The sequence below is a fragment of the Rhodoferax sp. GW821-FHT09E07 genome, from assembly GCF_059416145.1.
The window spans coordinates 464,116-481,238 of the sequence record NZ_JBWKOP010000001.1; the positions used below are offsets into that span (position 1 = coordinate 464,116).

The 17,123-nt window shown below is 62.0% G+C and carries 16 protein-coding genes; 1 reads left to right on the plus strand and 15 read right to left on the minus strand.

Annotation, left to right across the window (positions count from 1 at the left end; translation table 11 throughout):
* The gene (gene lysS / locus AC07OE_RS02295; protein ID WP_495068940.1) at positions 1-1,548 is read right to left on the minus strand and encodes a lysine--tRNA ligase; all 1,548 of its coding nucleotides are present in this window, start codon (positions 1,546-1,548) and stop codon (positions 1-3) included.
* Positions 1,549-1,662: 114 nt separating this feature from the next.
* On the opposite strand from lysS, the gene AC07OE_RS02300 reads away from it, so the two are divergent.
* The gene (locus AC07OE_RS02300) at positions 1,663-2,232 is read left to right on the plus strand and encodes a YggT family protein (protein WP_495068941.1); all 570 of its coding nucleotides are present in this window, start codon (positions 1,663-1,665) and stop codon (positions 2,230-2,232) included.
* Between the two features lie 63 nt (positions 2,233-2,295).
* Here the strand turns inward: AC07OE_RS02300 and accD are convergent, their stop codons facing one another.
* From accD to AC07OE_RS02370, 14 genes are all read right to left on the minus strand, one after another.
* Positions 2,296-3,168, minus strand: coding sequence for an acetyl-CoA carboxylase, carboxyltransferase subunit beta (gene accD / locus AC07OE_RS02305; RefSeq protein ID WP_495068942.1), 873 nt, complete (start codon positions 3,166-3,168; stop codon positions 2,296-2,298).
* Positions 3,169-3,253: 85 nt separating this feature from the next.
* Positions 3,254-4,126: a tryptophan synthase subunit alpha gene (trpA, locus tag AC07OE_RS02310; RefSeq protein WP_495068943.1), complete on the minus strand. Its 873-nt coding sequence runs from the start codon at positions 4,124-4,126 to the stop codon at positions 3,254-3,256.
* Entirely contained in the window at positions 4,123-5,421 is a 1,299-nt protein-coding gene (gene trpB, locus AC07OE_RS02315; RefSeq protein WP_495068944.1) for a tryptophan synthase subunit beta, read from the minus strand. Before trpB ends, trpA begins: the two co-directional genes overlap by 4 nt.
* Before the next feature lie 75 nt (positions 5,422-5,496).
* The gene (locus AC07OE_RS02320; protein ID WP_495068945.1) at positions 5,497-6,201 is read right to left on the minus strand and encodes a phosphoribosylanthranilate isomerase; all 705 of its coding nucleotides are present in this window, start codon (positions 6,199-6,201) and stop codon (positions 5,497-5,499) included.
* The gene (gene truA, locus AC07OE_RS02325; protein ID WP_495068946.1) at positions 6,198-6,980 is read right to left on the minus strand and encodes a tRNA pseudouridine(38-40) synthase TruA; all 783 of its coding nucleotides are present in this window, start codon (positions 6,978-6,980) and stop codon (positions 6,198-6,200) included. Before truA ends, AC07OE_RS02320 begins: the two co-directional genes overlap by 4 nt.
* A gap of 43 nt (positions 6,981-7,023) precedes the next feature.
* Complete coding sequence (locus tag AC07OE_RS02330; RefSeq protein WP_495068947.1) at positions 7,024-9,594, minus strand: motility hub landmark protein FimV; 2,571 nt, start codon at positions 9,592-9,594, stop codon at positions 7,024-7,026.
* 206 nt (positions 9,595-9,800) lie between these two features.
* On the minus strand, positions 9,801-10,931 hold the full coding sequence (gene asd, locus AC07OE_RS02335) for an aspartate-semialdehyde dehydrogenase (RefSeq protein WP_495068948.1): 1,131 nt from the start codon (positions 10,929-10,931) through the stop codon (positions 9,801-9,803).
* A gap of 91 nt (positions 10,932-11,022) precedes the next feature.
* The gene (locus AC07OE_RS02340) at positions 11,023-11,199 is read right to left on the minus strand and encodes a hypothetical protein (RefSeq protein WP_495068949.1); all 177 of its coding nucleotides are present in this window, start codon (positions 11,197-11,199) and stop codon (positions 11,023-11,025) included.
* Between the two features lie 41 nt (positions 11,200-11,240).
* Complete coding sequence (gene leuB / locus AC07OE_RS02345) at positions 11,241-12,311, minus strand: 3-isopropylmalate dehydrogenase (RefSeq protein WP_495068950.1); 1,071 nt, start codon at positions 12,309-12,311, stop codon at positions 11,241-11,243.
* A 34-nt stretch (positions 12,312-12,345) separates the two neighbouring features.
* The gene (gene leuD, locus AC07OE_RS02350) at positions 12,346-12,996 is read right to left on the minus strand and encodes a 3-isopropylmalate dehydratase small subunit (RefSeq protein ID WP_495068951.1); all 651 of its coding nucleotides are present in this window, start codon (positions 12,994-12,996) and stop codon (positions 12,346-12,348) included.
* Positions 12,993-13,121, minus strand: a complete 129-nt coding sequence (locus AC07OE_RS02355) for an entericidin A/B family lipoprotein (RefSeq protein WP_105259885.1) — start codon at positions 13,119-13,121, stop codon at positions 12,993-12,995. The genes leuD and AC07OE_RS02355 overlap by 4 nt, the downstream gene beginning before the upstream one ends.
* A gap of 22 nt (positions 13,122-13,143) precedes the next feature.
* Positions 13,144-14,592: a 3-isopropylmalate dehydratase large subunit gene (gene leuC / locus AC07OE_RS02360; protein WP_495068952.1), complete on the minus strand. Its 1,449-nt coding sequence runs from the start codon at positions 14,590-14,592 to the stop codon at positions 13,144-13,146.
* Between the two features lie 26 nt (positions 14,593-14,618).
* On the minus strand, positions 14,619-15,551 hold the full coding sequence (locus AC07OE_RS02365) for a LysR family transcriptional regulator (RefSeq protein WP_495068953.1): 933 nt from the start codon (positions 15,549-15,551) through the stop codon (positions 14,619-14,621).
* A gap of 255 nt (positions 15,552-15,806) precedes the next feature.
* On the minus strand, positions 15,807-17,117 hold the full coding sequence (locus tag AC07OE_RS02370; protein WP_495068954.1) for a citrate synthase: 1,311 nt from the start codon (positions 17,115-17,117) through the stop codon (positions 15,807-15,809).
* Between the last annotated feature and the right edge of the window lie 6 nt (positions 17,118-17,123).

The following is a 17,123-nucleotide window of genomic DNA, read 5'->3' on the forward strand; positions in this document are numbered from 1 at the left end:
TCAAACTTCCCGGCGCAGCGCGGGGAAGAGGATCACGTCGCGGATGCTGGCGCTGTCGGTCAATAACATCATCAGGCGGTCGATACCGATGCCGCAGCCGCCGGTGGGGGGCATGCCGTATTCCAGTGCGCGCACAAAGTCGTGGTCGTAGAACATGGCTTCGTCATCGCCGCCGTCTTTTGCAGCCACCTGCGCGTTGAAGCGGGCGGCCTGGTCTTCGGCGTCGTTCAGTTCGGAGAAGCCGTTGCCGAATTCGCGGCCCGTGATGTAGAGCTCAAAGCGCTCGGTCACTTCCGGGCGGTCGTCGTTGGCGCGGGCCAGCGGCGAGATCTCGGTGGGGTGCTCCATGATGAAGGTGGGGTTCCACAGCTTCTCTTCCACGGTTTCTTCGAAGTACAGCACCTGCAGGCTGGCCAGTGTGCGGCCGGCAAGCTTGTTCTTGGCTTCATTCAGGCCCAGCTTCTTCAGCGCATTGGTCAGCCACTCGGCGTTGCCCACGTTGTCGCCGGCTTCGGTGTACTTGCGGATGGCCTCCACGATGGTCAAGCGCTCGAAGGGCTTGCTCAGGTCGACGGGCTTGTCGGCGTAGGTAAGCTGCAGGCCGCCCGTGGCTTTCATGGCCGCGTCGCGGATCAGCTTCTCGGTGTAGTCCATCAGGTCCTGGTAGTTCCAGTACGCCGCGTAGAACTCCATCATGGTGAATTCGGGGTTGTGGCGCACCGAGATGCCTTCGTTGCGGTAGCTGCGGTTGATTTCGAACACGCGGTCAAACCCGCCGACGATGAGGCGCTTGAGGTACAGCTCGGGCGCAATACGCAGGAACATTTCCTGGTCCAGCGCGTTGTGGTGTGTTTTGAAAGGCTTGGCGTTCGCTCCACCGGGGATGGGGTGCAGCATGGGCGTTTCCACTTCCAGGAAGTTGTGGCCCACCATGAATTCGCGTAGCGCGCTCACGGCCTTGCTGCGTGCCACGAAACGCTTGCGCGCTTCCACATCGGTCATGAGGTCCACATAGCGCTGGCGGTACTTGGTCTCCTGGTCGGCCATGCCGTGGAACTTGTCGGGCATGGGGCGCAGGCTCTTGGTCAGCAGGCGGATGCTGGTGGCGTGGATGGAGAGTTCGCCGGTCTTGGTTTTGAACAGCGTGCCTTCGGCGGCCACGATGTCGCCCAAGTCCCAGTGCTTGAAGGCGGCGTACAGGTCCACGCCCACGTCTTCGCCGCGCACATAGAGCTGGATGCGGCCACCGCTGGGGCCGAACGAAGCATCCTGCAGCGTGCAGAAACTGGCCTTGCCCATGACGCGCTTGAGCATCATGCGGCCGGCCACCTTGGCCGTGGTGCCCAGGGCCACCAGCTCTTCGGGTGTCTTGTCGTTGTAAGCCTCAAACAGCTCCGCCGCCTTGTTCCCGGGCTGGAAGTCGTTGGGGAAGGCCACGCCCTTGCCATCGGCCTGCTGCTGGCGCAAGGCCTTGAGTTTTTCGCGACGCTCCAGGATCAACTGGTTTTCGTCTTGCGGGGCGGGAGCAGCTTGGTTTTGGTCAGACATGGGCGTTGGATGTACGGTGGCAGAACCAGCCAAGCCTTGGGGCTTTGGCCGTAACCCTCCATTGTAAGAGGGGTGGCTGCCGCTATGATGCGCACGCACTTCCCCCATCACGCCATGCTCTACCAAATCATTTCCCTGTTGCTCGAAGTGGCCGCTGGCCTGCTCACCAGCACCTGCCTGCTGCGCCTGTACATGCAGCACCAGCGCATTCCGTTGTCGGCGCGCTCGGGCAATCCCTTGGGTAAGTTCATTTTTGCGCTGACCGACTGGCTGGTGCTGCCGCTGCGCCGCGTGCTGCCCGCCATGGGGCGCTGGGACACGGCCAGCCTGGTGGGGGCCTTTCTGGTGCAACTGGCGGAGTTTGTAATTCTGTGGGCGCTCAACGGCGCGGGTGCCAGCCTGGTGTCCGTGGCCGTGCTGGCGGCTTTTGGGGTCGTACGCATGGGACTGTCCTGCCTGACCGGGTTGGTGCTGGTCTATGCCATCCTGTCCTGGGTGCAAACGCAGTCGTATCTGGCCGACCTACTGGAGCGCCTGGTGCAACCACCGCTCACCCCTATCCGACGGGTGCTGCCGCTGGTGGGCGGCGTGGATCTGTCGCCGCTGGCCTTGCTGGTGTTGATACAGATCGCCCTGATCGTTCTGGGCTCGGTGCAGGCGATGGTGTTGGTAGCTACCGCCTGAGCGCTTCTCAGTACCAAGCAAAAGAGGCCCGTCAGGGCCTCTTTCTTTGCGGAGCTTTTATTTTTAAATCACCGCATCGGCCGGCTGGCGCTGCAGCATGGCCAAGGTTTCCGCCACGGTCTTGCGCAGCTCCCGGCGGTCGCAGATAAAGTCCACGGCACCCTTGGTCTGCAGGAACTCGGCGCGCTGGAAGCCTTCGGGCAGGGTCACACGCACGGTGGATTCGATCACGCGCGGGCCGGCAAAGCCGATCAGGGCCTTGGGCTCGGCAATCACCACGTCGCCAATGAAGGCAAAGCCGGCACTCACGCCACCCATGGTGGGGTCGGTCAGCACGCTGATGTAGGGCAGGCCTTTCTTCGCCAAGCGGGTCAGCGCAGCATTGGTCTTGGCCATTTGCATGAGCGACAGCAGGCCTTCCTGCATGCGCGCGCCACCGGTGGCGGTAAAGCACAGGAAGGGCACTTTTTGCTCGATGGCGGTTTCCACGCCGCGCACAAAGCGCTCGCCCACCACGGAGCCCATGGAGCCGCCCATGAATTCGAATTCAAAGCACGCGGCCACCAAGCTGATGCCGTGCACCGCGCCGCCCATGACCACCAGCGCATCGGTCTCACCTGTGTTTTCCAGGGCTTCTTTCAGTCGTTCGGGGTATTTGCGGCTGTCCTTGAACTTCAGGGCATCCACGGGGAGGACTTCTTGGCCGATCTCAAAACGGCCTTCGTTGTCCAGGAAGGCGTTCAGGCGCGGGCGGGCGCCAATACGGTGGTGGTGGCTGCAGCTGGGGCAGACGTTCTGGTTTTGCTCCAGATCGGTCTTGTAGAGCACGGTTTCGCAGCTGGGGCATTTGATCCATAGACCTTCGGGCACGCTGCGCCGGTCCGCAGGATCGGTTTGCTGAATCTTTGGGGGTAGCAGTTTTTCCAACCAGCTCATTTCAGGTCTCCTTGCAGTGCCCAAACGGGCGTCCAACCAACAGGGGGCGATTATCCGCGAAACCGCCCCCGGTTCATTTTGGGCCTTAGCCCTGGTCCATCGCGGTGCGGATCTCGCGCAGGAAGGCTTGGGCCGTAGCGCCCACCTGGTCGCGTGGCTGGTCTTCCAGCAGCTGGATGATCTTGCTGCCGATCACCACCGCGTCGGACACCCTGGCAATCGTTTGGGCCGTGGCCGCGTCGCGAATACCAAAACCCACACCCACCGGTGTGCTGATGTGCTGGCGGATGCGGGGCAGCATGGCTTCCACCGCGCCTACGTCCAGCGCGCCGGAGCCGGTGACACCCTTGAGCGACACGTAGTACACATAGCCGCTGGCCACACGCGCCACCTGGGCCATGCGTTCATCCGTGCTGGTGGGTGCCAGCAAGAAGATCAGGTCCATGCCGTGGGCACGCAGGTCGGCGGCAAAGGCTTCGCATTCCTCGGGCGGGTAATCCACGATCAGCACACCATCGACACCAGCATCAGCCGCGTCCTTGACGAAGGGGCTGCTCACGCCGGCTTGGGCATGTTTCTGGTCGTAGCGCTCCACCGGATTGGCGTAGCCCATCAACACCACGGGCGTGGTGCTGTTGGTCTTGCGGAATTCACGCACCATGGCCAGCACCTGGACCAGACCAATGCCAAAGGCCAGCGCCTTGTCGCCGGCTTTCTGGATCACGGGGCCATCTGCGCTGGGGTCGGAGAAGGGCACGCCCAGTTCGATCACGTCCGCACCGCCTGCGACCATCGCATGCATCAGTTCGGGCGTCACATCGGCATAGGGGTAGCCGGCGGTGACAAACGGAATCAATGCCTTGCGGCCTTGTGCCTTGAGCGCAGTGAAGGTGGATGCAATGCGATGCTTGGGTTGTTGAGGAATCAGGTTGCCCACGCCTTTGAGAACAATGGTCATGCTGCACCTCCTGCTTTCACCAACTGCAGGGGCTGTTCGCCACCTTTGACTGATTGGCCACGGCAGCTGGGGCGGCAGTAGAAGTCGGCATTGCTCAGGTCAGCGACGGTGCCAATGTCTTTGTCACCGCGGCCAGACAGGTTCACCAAAATGCTTTGGTCAGGGCGCATGGTTTTGGCCAGCTTCATGGCATAGGCCACCGCATGGCTGGATTCGAGCGCAGGGATGATGCCTTCGGTACGGCACAGGTAGTGGAAAGCGTCCAGCGCTTCCTTGTCGGTGATGCCCACGTATTCCGCACGGCCAATGTCCGCCAGGAACGCATGCTCGGGGCCCACACCGGGGTAGTCCAGGCCCGCGCTCACGCTGTGGGTCTCCGTGACTTGACCGTTGTCATCCTGCAGCACGTAGGTGCGGTTGCCGTGGAGCACGCCCGGGCTGCCCTTTTGGATGGATGCGGAGTGCTTGCCGCTCTCCAGGCCTTCACCCGCCGCTTCGACGCCGATGAGGCGGGTTTGGTCGTGCTGGATGTAGGGGTAGAAGATACCCATGGCGTTCGAGCCGCCGCCTACGCAGGCAATCACCGCGTCGGGCTGGTCGGTCTTACAACCGGCAGCAGCCAGCATCTCAGGCATTTGCACCAGGCACTCGTTGCCGATCACGCTTTGGAAGTCGCGCACCATCATCGGGTAAGGATGGGGGCCGGCCACGGTGCCGATGATGTAGAAAGTGTTGTCCACATTGGCGACCCAGTCGCGCATGGCCTCGTTGAGGGCGTCTTTCAGGGTCTTGCTGCCGCTCTCCACGGGCACCACGGTGGCGCCCAGCAGCTTCATGCGGTAGACGTTGGGGCTTTGGCGTTTCACGTCTTCGCTGCCCATGTAGACCACGCATTCCAGGCCGTAGCGGGCGCAGATGGTGGCCGTGGCCACCCCGTGCTGGCCGGCGCCGGTTTCTGCAATCACGCGGGGCTTGCCCATGCGTTTGGCGAGCATGGCTTGGCCGATGGTGTTGTTGACCTTGTGGGCGCCGGTGTGGTTCAGGTCCTCACGTTTCAGGAAGATCTGCGCGCCACCCATTTCGCGGCTCATGCGGGCGGCGTGGTACACGGGGGAGGGGCGACCGACGAAGTGGGCCAGCTCGGACTGGAATTCCGCGAGGAATTCGGGGTCATGCTGGTACTTGGCGTACGCATCCTTGAGCTCGTTGATGGCGTGGGTCAGCGTCTCGGAGACAAAGCTGCCGCCGTATTTGCCAAAGTGGCCTTTGGCGTCGGGTTGCTGGTAATCGAACATGGTGTGGGTCCATTCAAGACCGGGTTGGTCGCCACCGTTGTGGCGCACCAGTCGCAGTCGTGCAAGTGAGAGGATTTACCGGTCTGCAGCGCGCACAGCGGCCACAAACTGGCGGATTTTTTCGGGGTCTTTGATGCCCTTGAGGGGCTTGCCCTGAGCGTCCACGGCTTCCACGCCGGAGCTCACGTCCACGGCCAGCGTTTTACAGCGCGGCCGAACCTGGGCTATGCCATCGCCCACGTTTGCACTGGTGAGTCCACCACTCAAGACGAGGTGAGCGTTGACGCTTGGAGGAAGAAGTGACCAATTGAATGTTTTGCCGCCGCCTCCGTAGCCGTCCACATGGGCGTCCAACAGAATGGCTTGGGCGTTCGAGTAATCGTGGGCGTATTTTACGAGGTCAAAGGCCAGCGCGTCATCCCCCAGCGGAATGCGTGCTGCACGCAGGTAGGGGCGGGCGCCGTTGCCGGTCGCTTCCAGGCAGTTCTGCGGTGTCTCATCACCATGAAATTGGACTGTAGCCCCCGCAATCATTGCGCAGGTAGCTCCTATTTCTGTAGCAGAGGCGTTGACGAACAACAGTACAGGGGTAATGAAGGGTGGGAGACGCTTGGCCAGTTCGGCCGCGCGTTGCGGCGTGACCGCCCGCGGGCTTTTGGGGTACAGCACAAAACCAATGGCGTCTGCCCCTGCGGCGACGGCGGCATCGACGTCCTGTTCGCGTGTCAGGCCGCAGATTTTGATACGGGTGCGTGGGGCGTTGGTGTCAGGCGTGCTCATGGCAACGCATCATACGCAGGCGTGCGCTCGGGCATGCCCCATTGGGCGTCGTAGCGCGGGCCAACGAAGTACAGCCCATCGGGTGAGAAGGTGGGGGCTGCTGCATTGCGGTCGCGTGCCGCCAGTACTTCGGCCATCCATTGCGGAGGTTTTTTGCCCTGCCCAATCTGCACCAGGCAACCCATGATGTTGCGAATCATATGGTGCAGAAAGGCATTCGCTTCAAATTCCATACGCCAGTAGGAGCCGCGCTTGCTGAGGCTGATTTCCAGCAAGTTCTTGACGGGACTCAGGGCCTGGCACTGCGAGGCTCGGAACGAGCTGAAGTCATGTTCACCCAGCAAGATGTCCGCGGCCTCGCGCATCGCGTCGTGGTCCAAGGCACCAAAGGTCCAGCCTACACGGCCAAACTCGACACTGGGACGTATTGTCGATTCCAGCAGCACATAGGCATAGCGGCGCGACAGGGCGGAAGCGCGGCAGTGAAATTCCTTGGATGTTTTGACTGCCCATTGCACGGCGATATCGCGGGGCAGGTTGGCATTGGTGCCGCGTACCCAGGAGTAGGTATCCCGGTCCAGTTCGGTATCAAAATGCACCACCTGCATGAGGCCGTGCACACCGGCATCGGTGCGGCCCGCGCACAAGGTAGAAACGCGCTGGGCAGTGAACTTGCCCAGCGCGGCTTCTAGTTTGTCCTGGATGGTGAGACCGGAGGGCTGGCTTTGCCAGCCTTGGTAAGCCCCACCGTTGTAGCTAACGCCTAACGCAATCCGCACAAGCTCTGGATCCTGCGATATGCCAAGCCTCCGGAAGGAGGGCTTAGCTCAGTTTAGCCAGTGCGCGTTGGGCTTTGGCGCGCATGTCACCGCTGGACTCAGACACCACTTCTTCAATCAGCGCTCGGGCACCGTCTTCGTCTCCGATGGAGATGAATTCTTCAGCCAGGGCTAGTTTGGTTTCCAGCGGGTCTTCACCGACGCTGTCAGGGGCTTGTGCAGCAGCAGGAGGATCCAGATCCAAAGACAAGGACCCCAGGTCAAATTCCATCAGGCCGGTATCGGCCGTCGGGCTGGCTTCCATCACGGGTTCCACGGGCACAGGGCCTGTGGGCTCGAACTTCGGAGCTGGCACATCATTGGCTTGCATCGGGGTTTCCAGGTCGTCGAGCGACAGGGAAATCTCGGGCATGGACTGCACCGGTTCGGGGGCTACGGGTGCAGCGGGCGTATCTGGCAGATCAAAGTCCATGTCCAGGCTGTTGTCCTGGGGTTGGGCTTCCATCTTGACAGTCTGGTCCGCGCCGGAGCTCATGGTGCCACCGGTGACATCGCTGATGGCGCTGGCGGGCTCATCGTCCAGCGAGAAGTCCAGGTCCAGATCGAGGTCCACCCCAGATCCGCCTGCATCTGCGACGGCCACACTGGCCGGCATGGCCACGGTGCTGGCGCCAAAGCTGGAGTTTCCAGTGGTGGACGCCGCGGCGCCGGCAGACGCTGGTGCTCCGCCTGGTTGGTACAGAGGGTTGGTCGGGTCGATCGCCAGGCCCATTTCGCAAATGCGTGTCCAGTCGGGGCTGTTGGCACCGGTGAGCTTGTAGGCTTGGGCCGCTGTGGTCTCGAAGCTGCGGGTGTCGCGGCGTTTGGAGAAAATTTCCAGCAGCTTGGTATGGATGGCCAGGCGCCCGGGGTTGGTGCGCACCGCTTCTTTGAGGATTTCTTCGGCCTGCAGGTCGCGACCATAGGCCAAGTACACATCGGCTTCGGCGACCGGATCCACATCGTCGGCGGCATCCAGTTGACTGGCCGAGTAAACCATCGACGAGGCGCTGGGAGGGCCATTGCTGGTGTCAATGCGTTGTCCACCACTGGCACCAAAGAACGAGTCAGGTTGCAGGCGGCTTTCGAGGAAGGCGCTGTCGACCTGGGCGGCATTCTTTTTGCGCTGGCGGACACGGTAGGCGGCAAATCCGCCCAACAGCGCCAACAGGCCCACGGCACCGGCTGGTACCAAGGGGTCTGCCAGCAACTCGTCGAGCAGGCCGGGCTCTTCTTGCACGGGGGCCGGGACTGCCACCTTGGGTTTGGGCGCCGGGGCTGCAGCCTGGGGCGCGGGCGCGGAGGCAACCGCGACTGGTGCAGAGGCCGCCGGCGCAGGCGTCGCCGCCACTGGGGCGGGGACGGGGGCTACGGCGACCGCGGGTGCCGGCGTGGCAGGCTTGGCCGCGGGGGCGGCCTCGGCTGGCGCCGCCGCAGGCTTGGTAGCCGCACCGAGCTTGTTCAGGTCACTGATGTTCTTGTTGATTTCGGCGGCGCGTGCCGCTGCGTCCTTGGCCTCACGCTCTTTGGCAATCTTGGCCTCATCGGCCTTGCTTTGCACAGACCCCTTGGACAGCGTGAGCTTGTCGGGGGTGGCGCTGGCGGGTTTCTTGTCTTCAACTTTGGCTTCAACGGTACCGCTGGCTTTGCGATCCGCCGCACTCACAGCGGCAGCGGGTGCATTGGTTGCGAGGTTGCGGCGGAAGTCGTTGAAGTCCTTGCTTTGGGCGACAACCAGCTTGGACGCCTCTGCAGCGCTCACGCTCTGGGCGCTCTCGGCCGTCGGCACATTCAAAACAGCACCTGCACGGATGCGATTCAGGTTGTCATGGACAAAGGCATCAGGGTTGGCGCGCAGCATGGCCACCAGCATCTGGTCCAGCGACACATCGGCGGGTTTGATGCTGCCGGCAATCTTGCTGGCGGTATCGCCTTTTTTGACAACCAGTTGTTTTTCTGTGTCGACTGCGGCGGCTGGCGCCTTGGCGACCGCAGGCGCTGCTGCGCGAGGTGCACTGGGCTTGCTGCTGGCCGCACGTGGCGCCGTTTCGGCGGCAGGTTGTGTATTGGCCGCAGGCGCCGTGCGTGGTGGGATGTTGCTGGTCACCGCTGGCGCTGCAGGGGCCTGCGCCAAGGTGGGAGCCGTCGGCGCCTTGCGCAGGGCGGGGGGATCAAACAGCAGGGTGTAGTCCCGCACGATGCGTCCGGATGACCAGGTTGCTTCCAGGATCAGGTCAACAAACGGATCGTTGATCGTGCGGTCACTGCTCAGGCGCAGGAAAGAGCGGCCATCGCGGCGCACCAGCGTGGCCTGCAGGCCGGACATGGCGGGGTTGTAGTCCAACCCGGCAGCGACAAAGGCGTCTGGCAGTGCAACGCCGGCTTTCAGGGAGGCGGCTTCTTCGGCGTTGATGTCCGGGACTTCGATCTCGGCACGCAGGGGCTCGCCCAACGCTGACTGGACCGTAAGGCGACCGAGCGAAAGCGCATATGCCCCGGTCCCTGACATGCCGAGTAGCGCAATGGCTGCGGCCGCTACGGCGGTCTTCTGCCAACGATGTGACTTTGCGATCAATTTATTAGCCTCCGGTGCTCGGTCGAGCGGCAATTTACTTATCTGTTTTCGGACGAAAAAGCCCGACTCTCAAAACGTAAAAAGTACCATAACATCAATGTCTTAGGCTGACAAGCTAAGAAAGCTTTTAACTTTAAAAGCCTGCCCCGTTCACCATCCACCGTCGGCTTTTATGTTGCCTTGCGACAACGTCGTGTAACGCCTTGTTACGCGTCCAGCAGGATGCGCAGCATACGGCGCAGCGGCTCCGCAGCACCCCACAGCAGTTGGTCTCCGATCGTGAACGCGCCCACGTATTCCGGTCCCATGGCGAGCTTGCGAATGCGGCCTACGGGGATCGTCATGGTGCCGGTCACCGCCACGGGAGTCAGGTCCTGGATGGTGGCTTCGCGGGTGTTGGGCACTACTTTGACCCACTCGTTGTCGGCGGCAATCATGGCTTCGAGGTCGGCCACGGGCACGTCCTTCTTGAGTTTGAAGGTCAGCGCCTGGCTGTGGCAGCGCATGGCACCCACACGCACGCAGAAGCCGTCCACGGGAATGGCGCTGGAGCCAAGGCCTTCGCCCATGCCGAGGATCTTGTTGGTCTCGGCCATGCCCTTCCACTCTTCCTTGGATATGCCGTTGCCCAGGTCCTTGTCGATCCAGGGGATCAGGCTGCCGCCCAGGGGCACGCCAAAGTTGGCGGTCTCCGCGCCCGTCAGGGCGCGTTGCTTGGCGATGACCTTGCGGTCGATTTCCAGGATGGCGCTCTTGGGGTCGTCGAGCAGGGCCTTCACTTCGGCGTTGAGCGTGCCGTATTGGGTCAACAGTTCGCGCATGTGCTGGGCGCCGCCGCCGCTGGCTGCCTGGTAGGTCTGGGTGCTCATCCACTCGACCAGACCGGCCTTGTAGAGCGCGCCCACGCCCATGAGCATGCAGCTCACGGTGCAGTTGCCGCCCACCCAGTTCTTGCCGCCCTTGGCCAGCGCGTCTTGGATGACGGGCATGTTGACGGGGTCCAGGATGATGACCGCGTCTTTTTCCATGCGCAGCGTAGAGGCGGCGTCGATCCAGTGGCCGTTCCAGCCGGCAGCGCGCAGCTTGGGGAAGACTTCACTGGTGTAGTCGCCGCCCTGAGCGGTGATGATGATGTCGCAGCGCTTGAGCGCGTCGAGGTTGAAGGCGTCTTGCAGCGTGGTTTCGTTCTTGGCCCAGGCAGGGGCTTTGCCGCCCGAATTGGAGGTGGAGAAGAAGAGGGGTTCGATCAGGTCGAAGTCCTTTTCCTGTTCCATGCGGTCCATCAATACCGAGCCGACCATGCCGCGCCAGCCGACCAAACCTACCAACTTGCTCATATCAACGCCCTTTCTAAATTAACAAACAGTGCCACGCTGGCTGCTTGCCCGGCTCGTCTGGCCGGGAGGGCGCACGACGAACCAGGCGAAATCAGCCCTTAATGGTCGTGGTTTTGGTGATGGTTGCGCGCGCGGCCTTGCTTGCCATGGCGGCAAAAGCAATGCTCAGGGAGAGGAGGCAGGCGGCAAACATAAATAGATTGTAGCCCAGAACAAATATTTTTTGCTCCGCGCGGACTGAAATGATTTTTGGATGCGAGGCCGCCACACCGTGGCCGACCTCGCAGAAGCCTCGTGGAAGGGGCTGAATCAGCCCAACGCCTTGACCACGGCGTCACCCATCTGCGCGGTGCCAACCTTGGTCGTGCCTTCGCTGTAGATGTCGGAGGTGCGATAGCCTTGCGCCAGCACCTTTTGCACCGCGGCCTCAATGCGCTGGGCAGCAGCTTCCTGGTTCAGGCTGAAGCGCAGCATCATCGCGGCGGACAGGATGGTGGCCAGCGGGTTGGCAATGCCTTTGCCCGCAATGTCGGGTGCGCTGCCGTGGCTGGGCTCGTACAAGCCCTGGTTGCTGCTGTTCAGGCTGGCAGAAGGCAGCATGCCGATGGAGCCGGTGAGCATGGAGGCTTCGTCGCTGAGGATGTCGCCAAACATATTGCCAGTGACCAGCACGTCAAACTTCTTGGGCGCCTTGACCAGTTGCATGGCGGCGTTGTCTACCAGCATGTGATCGAGTTCCACGTCGGGGTACTGTTGGCCGACTTCGACCATTACGTCTTTCCAAAGCTGCGAGGTCTCCAGCACGTTGTTCTTGTCCACGCTGGTGACGCGCTTGTTGCGCTTGCGCGCGGCCTGGAAGGCCACGTGGGCGATGCGTTCAATCTCGGGGCGGCTGTAGCGCATCGTGTCGAAGGCTTCTTCGGCGCCGGGGAAATGGCCGTCGGTGGCGATGCGGCGGCCGCGCGGTTGGCCGAAATAGATGTCACCAGTCAGCTCGCGGATGATGAGGATGTCCAGGCCGGCGATCAGCTCGGGCTTGAGGCTGGAGGCGCCCACCAGTTGCTCGTAGCAGATGGCAGGGCGGAAGTTAGCGAACAGGCCCAGGTTCTTGCGCAGACCCAGTATGGCCTGTTCGGGGCGGAACTGTCGCTCCAGCTTGTCGTATTTCCAGTCGCCCACAGCGCCGAACAGTACGGCGTCTGCTTCCTTGGCCAGCTTGAGCGTGGCTTCGGGCAGGGGGTGACCGTACGTGTCGTAGGCCACGCCGCCCACCAGGGCGGTTTCCATTTCAAATTTGAGGTCCAGCGTGTTCAAGACCTTGACGGCCTCGGCGACGATTTCGGTACCAATGCCGTCACCGGGCAAAACTGCAATTTTCATGATGTTCTTTGAATGCTATGAATTTGAGAGCTATTTACGCAGACATGGTGCGGGCTAGCCAGGGCTTTTGTGCCAAACGTTGGGCTTCGAAAGCTTTGATCTTGTCGGCGTGGCGCAGGGTCAGGCCGATGTCGTCAAAGCCGTTGAGCAGGCAGTATTTGCGAAAAGCCTGCACGTCGAACGGAATCTCTTCACCTTGCGGCTTCACGATGACCTGGCGTTCCAGATCGATGCTGAGCTGGTAGCCGGGGAAGGCTAGCGCTTCGTTGAACAGTTGGTCCACCAGCGCTTCACTGAGCACGATGGGCAGCAGGCCGTTCTTGAAGCAGTTATTGAAGAAGATGTCGGCGTAGCTGGGCGCAATGATGGCGCGAAAGCCGTACTGGTCGATGGCCCAGGGCGCGTGCTCGCGGCTGGAGCCGCAGCCAAAGTTTTTTCGGGCGAGCAGGATGCTGGCGCCCGCATAGCGCGGCTGGTTCAGCACGAAGTCGGGGTTGGGCTTGCGGCTGGCCGGGTCTTGGCCGGGGTAGCCCGCGTCCAGGTAGCGCCACTCGTCAAACAGGTTTTGACCGAAGCCGGTCTTACGGATGGATTTGAGAAACTGTTTGGGGATGATGGCATCCGTGTCCACGTTCTCACGGTCCATCGGTGCAACCAGGCCCTTGTGGAGGGTGAAGGCTTTCATTTCTTGGCCGCTCCTTCAATCTTCTCGCCGGCCTTCTGGATGTCCTGGCCCACGCCTTTGACGGTGTTGCAAGCGGTCAGCAACAGCAGGGCAGATGCGCACACAGCGTAAACAATGGTTTTCATGGTGGTGTCCTTGGTAGATGGCTCAGGAGAATTTGCGGATGTCGACGAAATGGCCGTGGATGGCAGCAGCAGCAGCCATCGCGGGGCTGACCAAGTGGGTACGGCCACCTGCGCCTTGCCGACCTTCAAAGTTGCGGTTGCTGGTGGAGGCGCAGCGTTCGCCGGGCTCGAGGCGGTCTGCGTTCATGGCCAAGCACATGGAACAGCCGGGTTCGCGCCACTCAAAACCGGCGGCCTTGAAGATCTCATGCAAGCCTTCACGCTCGGCCTGTTCTTTCACCAGACCCGAGCCGGGCACGACCATTGCCAGCTTGATGTTCTTGGCCACTTTCTGGCCCAGCTTCTTCACCACGTCGGCAGCTTCGCGCATGTCTTCGATGCGGCTGTTGGTGCAGGAACCGATGAATACCTTGTCGACAAACAGATCGTCCAGTGCCTTGCCGGGCTCCAGGCCCATGTAGGTCAGCGCGCGCTCGATGGCGCCGCGCTTGTTGCTGTCTTTTTCCTTGTCGGGATCTGGCACGCGGGCGTCCACGCCCAGCACCATTTCGGGCGAGGTGCCCCAGGTCACTTGCGGCACGATCTGGCTGGCATCCAGCTCCACCACGGTGTCAAAGTGCGCACCCGCATCCGAGTGCAGCGTCTTCCAGAACGCCACAGCCTGGTCCCATTCCACGGCGGCAGCTTCGGGGCTGGTGGCACTGGCGCCTGGGGCCAAGGGGCGGCCCTTGACGTAGTCGATGGTCTTTTCATCCACCGCGACCAGACCGGCGCGTGCACCGGCTTCGATCGCCATGTTGCAGACCGTCATGCGGCCTTCCATGGAGAGCGCGCGAATGGCGGCGCCACCAAATTCAATGGTGTAGCCGGTACCGCCCGCAGTACCGATCTTGCCGATGATGGCCAGCACGATGTCCTTGGCGGTGATGCCGGGCGCGGCCTTGCCTTCCACCTTCACCAGCATGTTCTTGGCCTTCTTGGCCAAGAGTGTTTGCGTAGCCATCACGTGCTCCACCTCGCTGGTGCCGATGCCGTGGGCCAGTGCACCAAATGCGCCGTGCGTGGAGGTGTGCGAGTCGCCACAGACCACGGTCATGCCGGGCAGGGTGGCGCCGTTCTCGGGCCCGATGACATGGACGATACCCTGGCGCCTGGACAGGAACGGGAAGAAGGCCGCAGAGCCGAATTCCTTGATGTTGGCGTCCAGCGTGGTGACCTGTTCTTTGCTGGTGGGGTCGGTGATGCCGTCGTAACCACGTTCCCAGCCGGTGGTGGGGGTGTTGTGGTCGGCCGTGGCCACGATGGAGCTGACGCGCCAGACCTTGCGGCCCGCTTCGCGCAGGCCTTCAAAGGCCTGGGGGCTGGTCACCTCGTGGACCAAATGGCGGTCGATGTAGAGGATGGAGGTGCCGTCCTCTTCGGTGTGGACAACGTGGTCGTCCCAGAGTTTGTCGTAAAGCGTGCGTGCCATGGATGTCTTCCTTCTGAAAATCAATTTTAGGCCTTGGCCCCGTGCGGGGTCATGGCCGTCAGGTGGTCCACCAGCAACCGCGCGGTGCGTGGCAGGGTGGAGAAGTCGCGTGTTACCAGTTCGATGCGGCGCGTCGCCCAGGCGTCGCTGAGGCCCACGGCGCTGAGCCCGCCTGCGCTGTGCATCAGCGTGAAGGCGCGCAGTGGCATAACGCCAATGCCCAGACCGTTAAGGATCATGCGGCCCATGGCATCCAGCCCGGTGACCTGGATGCGCAGCTTGATGGTTTGCCCCAGCGCGGCTGCAGCCTGGCGCATCGCCACATAGATGGAGCTGTTGGAGTGCAGGCCCACATGGTCGAAGGCCAGGGTTTCCTCAAAGGCCACGGCAGTTTGTTGAGCCAGCGCGTGCCCGCTGGGCACGATGAGCACCAGTTGGTCCTGGCGGTAAGGCCGGGTTTGCAGCTCGCCCACACCATCGGCCGTGTTGCACACGCCCAGGTCCGCCGCGCCTTCCTGCACGGCGCGAATCACTTCGCTGCTCAGATGTTCTTCGAGGTCGATCTTGATGCCCTGGTGAGCGCGCACAAAGGCACCCAAGTCTTCAGGCAGAAACTGCACTGTGGCCGAGATGCTGGCGTGCACGCGCACCTGGCCGCGTGCGCCGTCGGCATATTCGCTCAACTCGGCCTGCATGCGGTCCACACTGAACAGCACGCTGCGTGCGTGGTGCAGCAGATTTTGCCCGGCGGGGGTGAGGTGTACGCCGCGTGAATGGCGGTGCAGCAGCGCCGTGCCCAGCGCAGCCTCCAGGTCGCTGAGCCGCTTGCTCAGGGCCGAGGGCGCAATGAATTCTCGCTGGGCTGCCTTGCCAATGCTGCCCAGCTCGCAGACGGCCACGAACAGCTGAAGCGAGGTCAGGTCTAGGCGGCGGATGAGGTTGGGCGCTGTGGCTTGCATGGGTTTGGACATCGCCATTGACGATGTATGGCACTATTTTCCCACGGGATTGCAAGCCTTTGCTTCGTGCTTTGCGATGACTGGCTTCGGAGCGGAGGATGGCGCGGCGGCTGGTTTGCTGAAAACCGCTATCAAATTAGTAGCTTTTCACGCATATTCCACGGGGGCTAGAGGCCAGATTTCCATAAAAAAGCCCCGGCGCCAGGGCTGGCAGCGGGGCTGGTGTGGCTGGCAGCCAGGCTGGCTGCCGGCCGATCAGCGCTGGCTGATGGGCTGCACGTCGCGTTTGACGGAACCGGTGAACAGCTGACGTGGGCGGCCGATCTTGTACTCGGGGTCGCCAATCATTTCGTTCAGCTGGGCGATCCAGCCCACGGTGCGTGCCAAGGCGAAGATGCCGGTGAACAGGTTCACAGGAATGCCAATGGCGCGTTGCACGATGCCGGAGTAGAAGTCCACGTTGGGGTAGAGCTTGCGCTGAACGAAGTAGTCGTCTTCCAGCGCAATCTTTTCCAGCTGCTTGGCCAGCTTGAACAAGGGGTCGTTTTCCAGGCCCAAGGCTTCCAGCACTTCGTTGCAGGTTTCCTGCATGAGCTTGGCGCGAGGGTCGTAGTTCTTGTACACGCGGTGACCAAAGCCCATGAGCTTGACGCCGGAGTTCTTGTCCTTCACCTGTTCCATGAACTGGCCAACTTTGGACACACCGCCTTGGCGCTGGATGTCTTCCAGCATGTTCAGGCAGGCTTCGTTCGCGCCGCCGTGGGCAGGGCCCCACAGGCAGGCCACACCAGCTGCAATGGCTGCAAACGGGTTGGTGCCGGACGAACCGCACAGACGCACGGTGGACGTGGAAGCATTTTGTTCGTGGTCGGCGTGCAGGATGAAGATGCGGTCCATGGCGCGTTCGATGACCGGGTTGACCTTGTACTCTTCGCAAGGAGTGCCGAACATCATGCGCAGGAAGTTGCCGGAGTAGCTCAGGTCGTTCTGCGGGTACATGAAGGGCTGGCCCACGCCATACTTGTAGGCCATCGCCACGAGCGTAGGCATCTTGGCAATCAAGCGGATCGCAGCGATTTCGCGGTGTTCGGGGTTATTGATGTCGGTGCTATCGTGGTAGAACGCGGACAGGGCTCCCACCAGACCGGTCAACACGGCCATGGGGTGTGCATCACGGCGGAAGCCACGCAGGAAGAACTGCATCTGTTCGTTGACCATGGTGTGGTTGGTCACGAGTTTGTGGAAGTCCACGCGCTCCGTCGCGTTGGGCAACTCGCCCTTCAGCAGCAGGTGGCAGGTGTCCAGGTAGTCCACGTTGGTGGCCAACTGCTCGATGGGGTAGCCGCGGTACAGCAATTCCCCTTTGTCGCCATCGATATAGGTAATGGCGGACTGGCAGGATGCAGTCGACAAAAAGCCCGGGTCATAGGTGAACATGCCGGTCTGCGCATAGAGCTTTCGGATGTCCACGACATCAGGCCCCACATTGCCCTGGTACACCGGCAATTCGACGCTGGGGCTGCCGTTACTGAACGACAGGGTGGCTTTGTTGTCAGCTAGTTTCATCTTTCG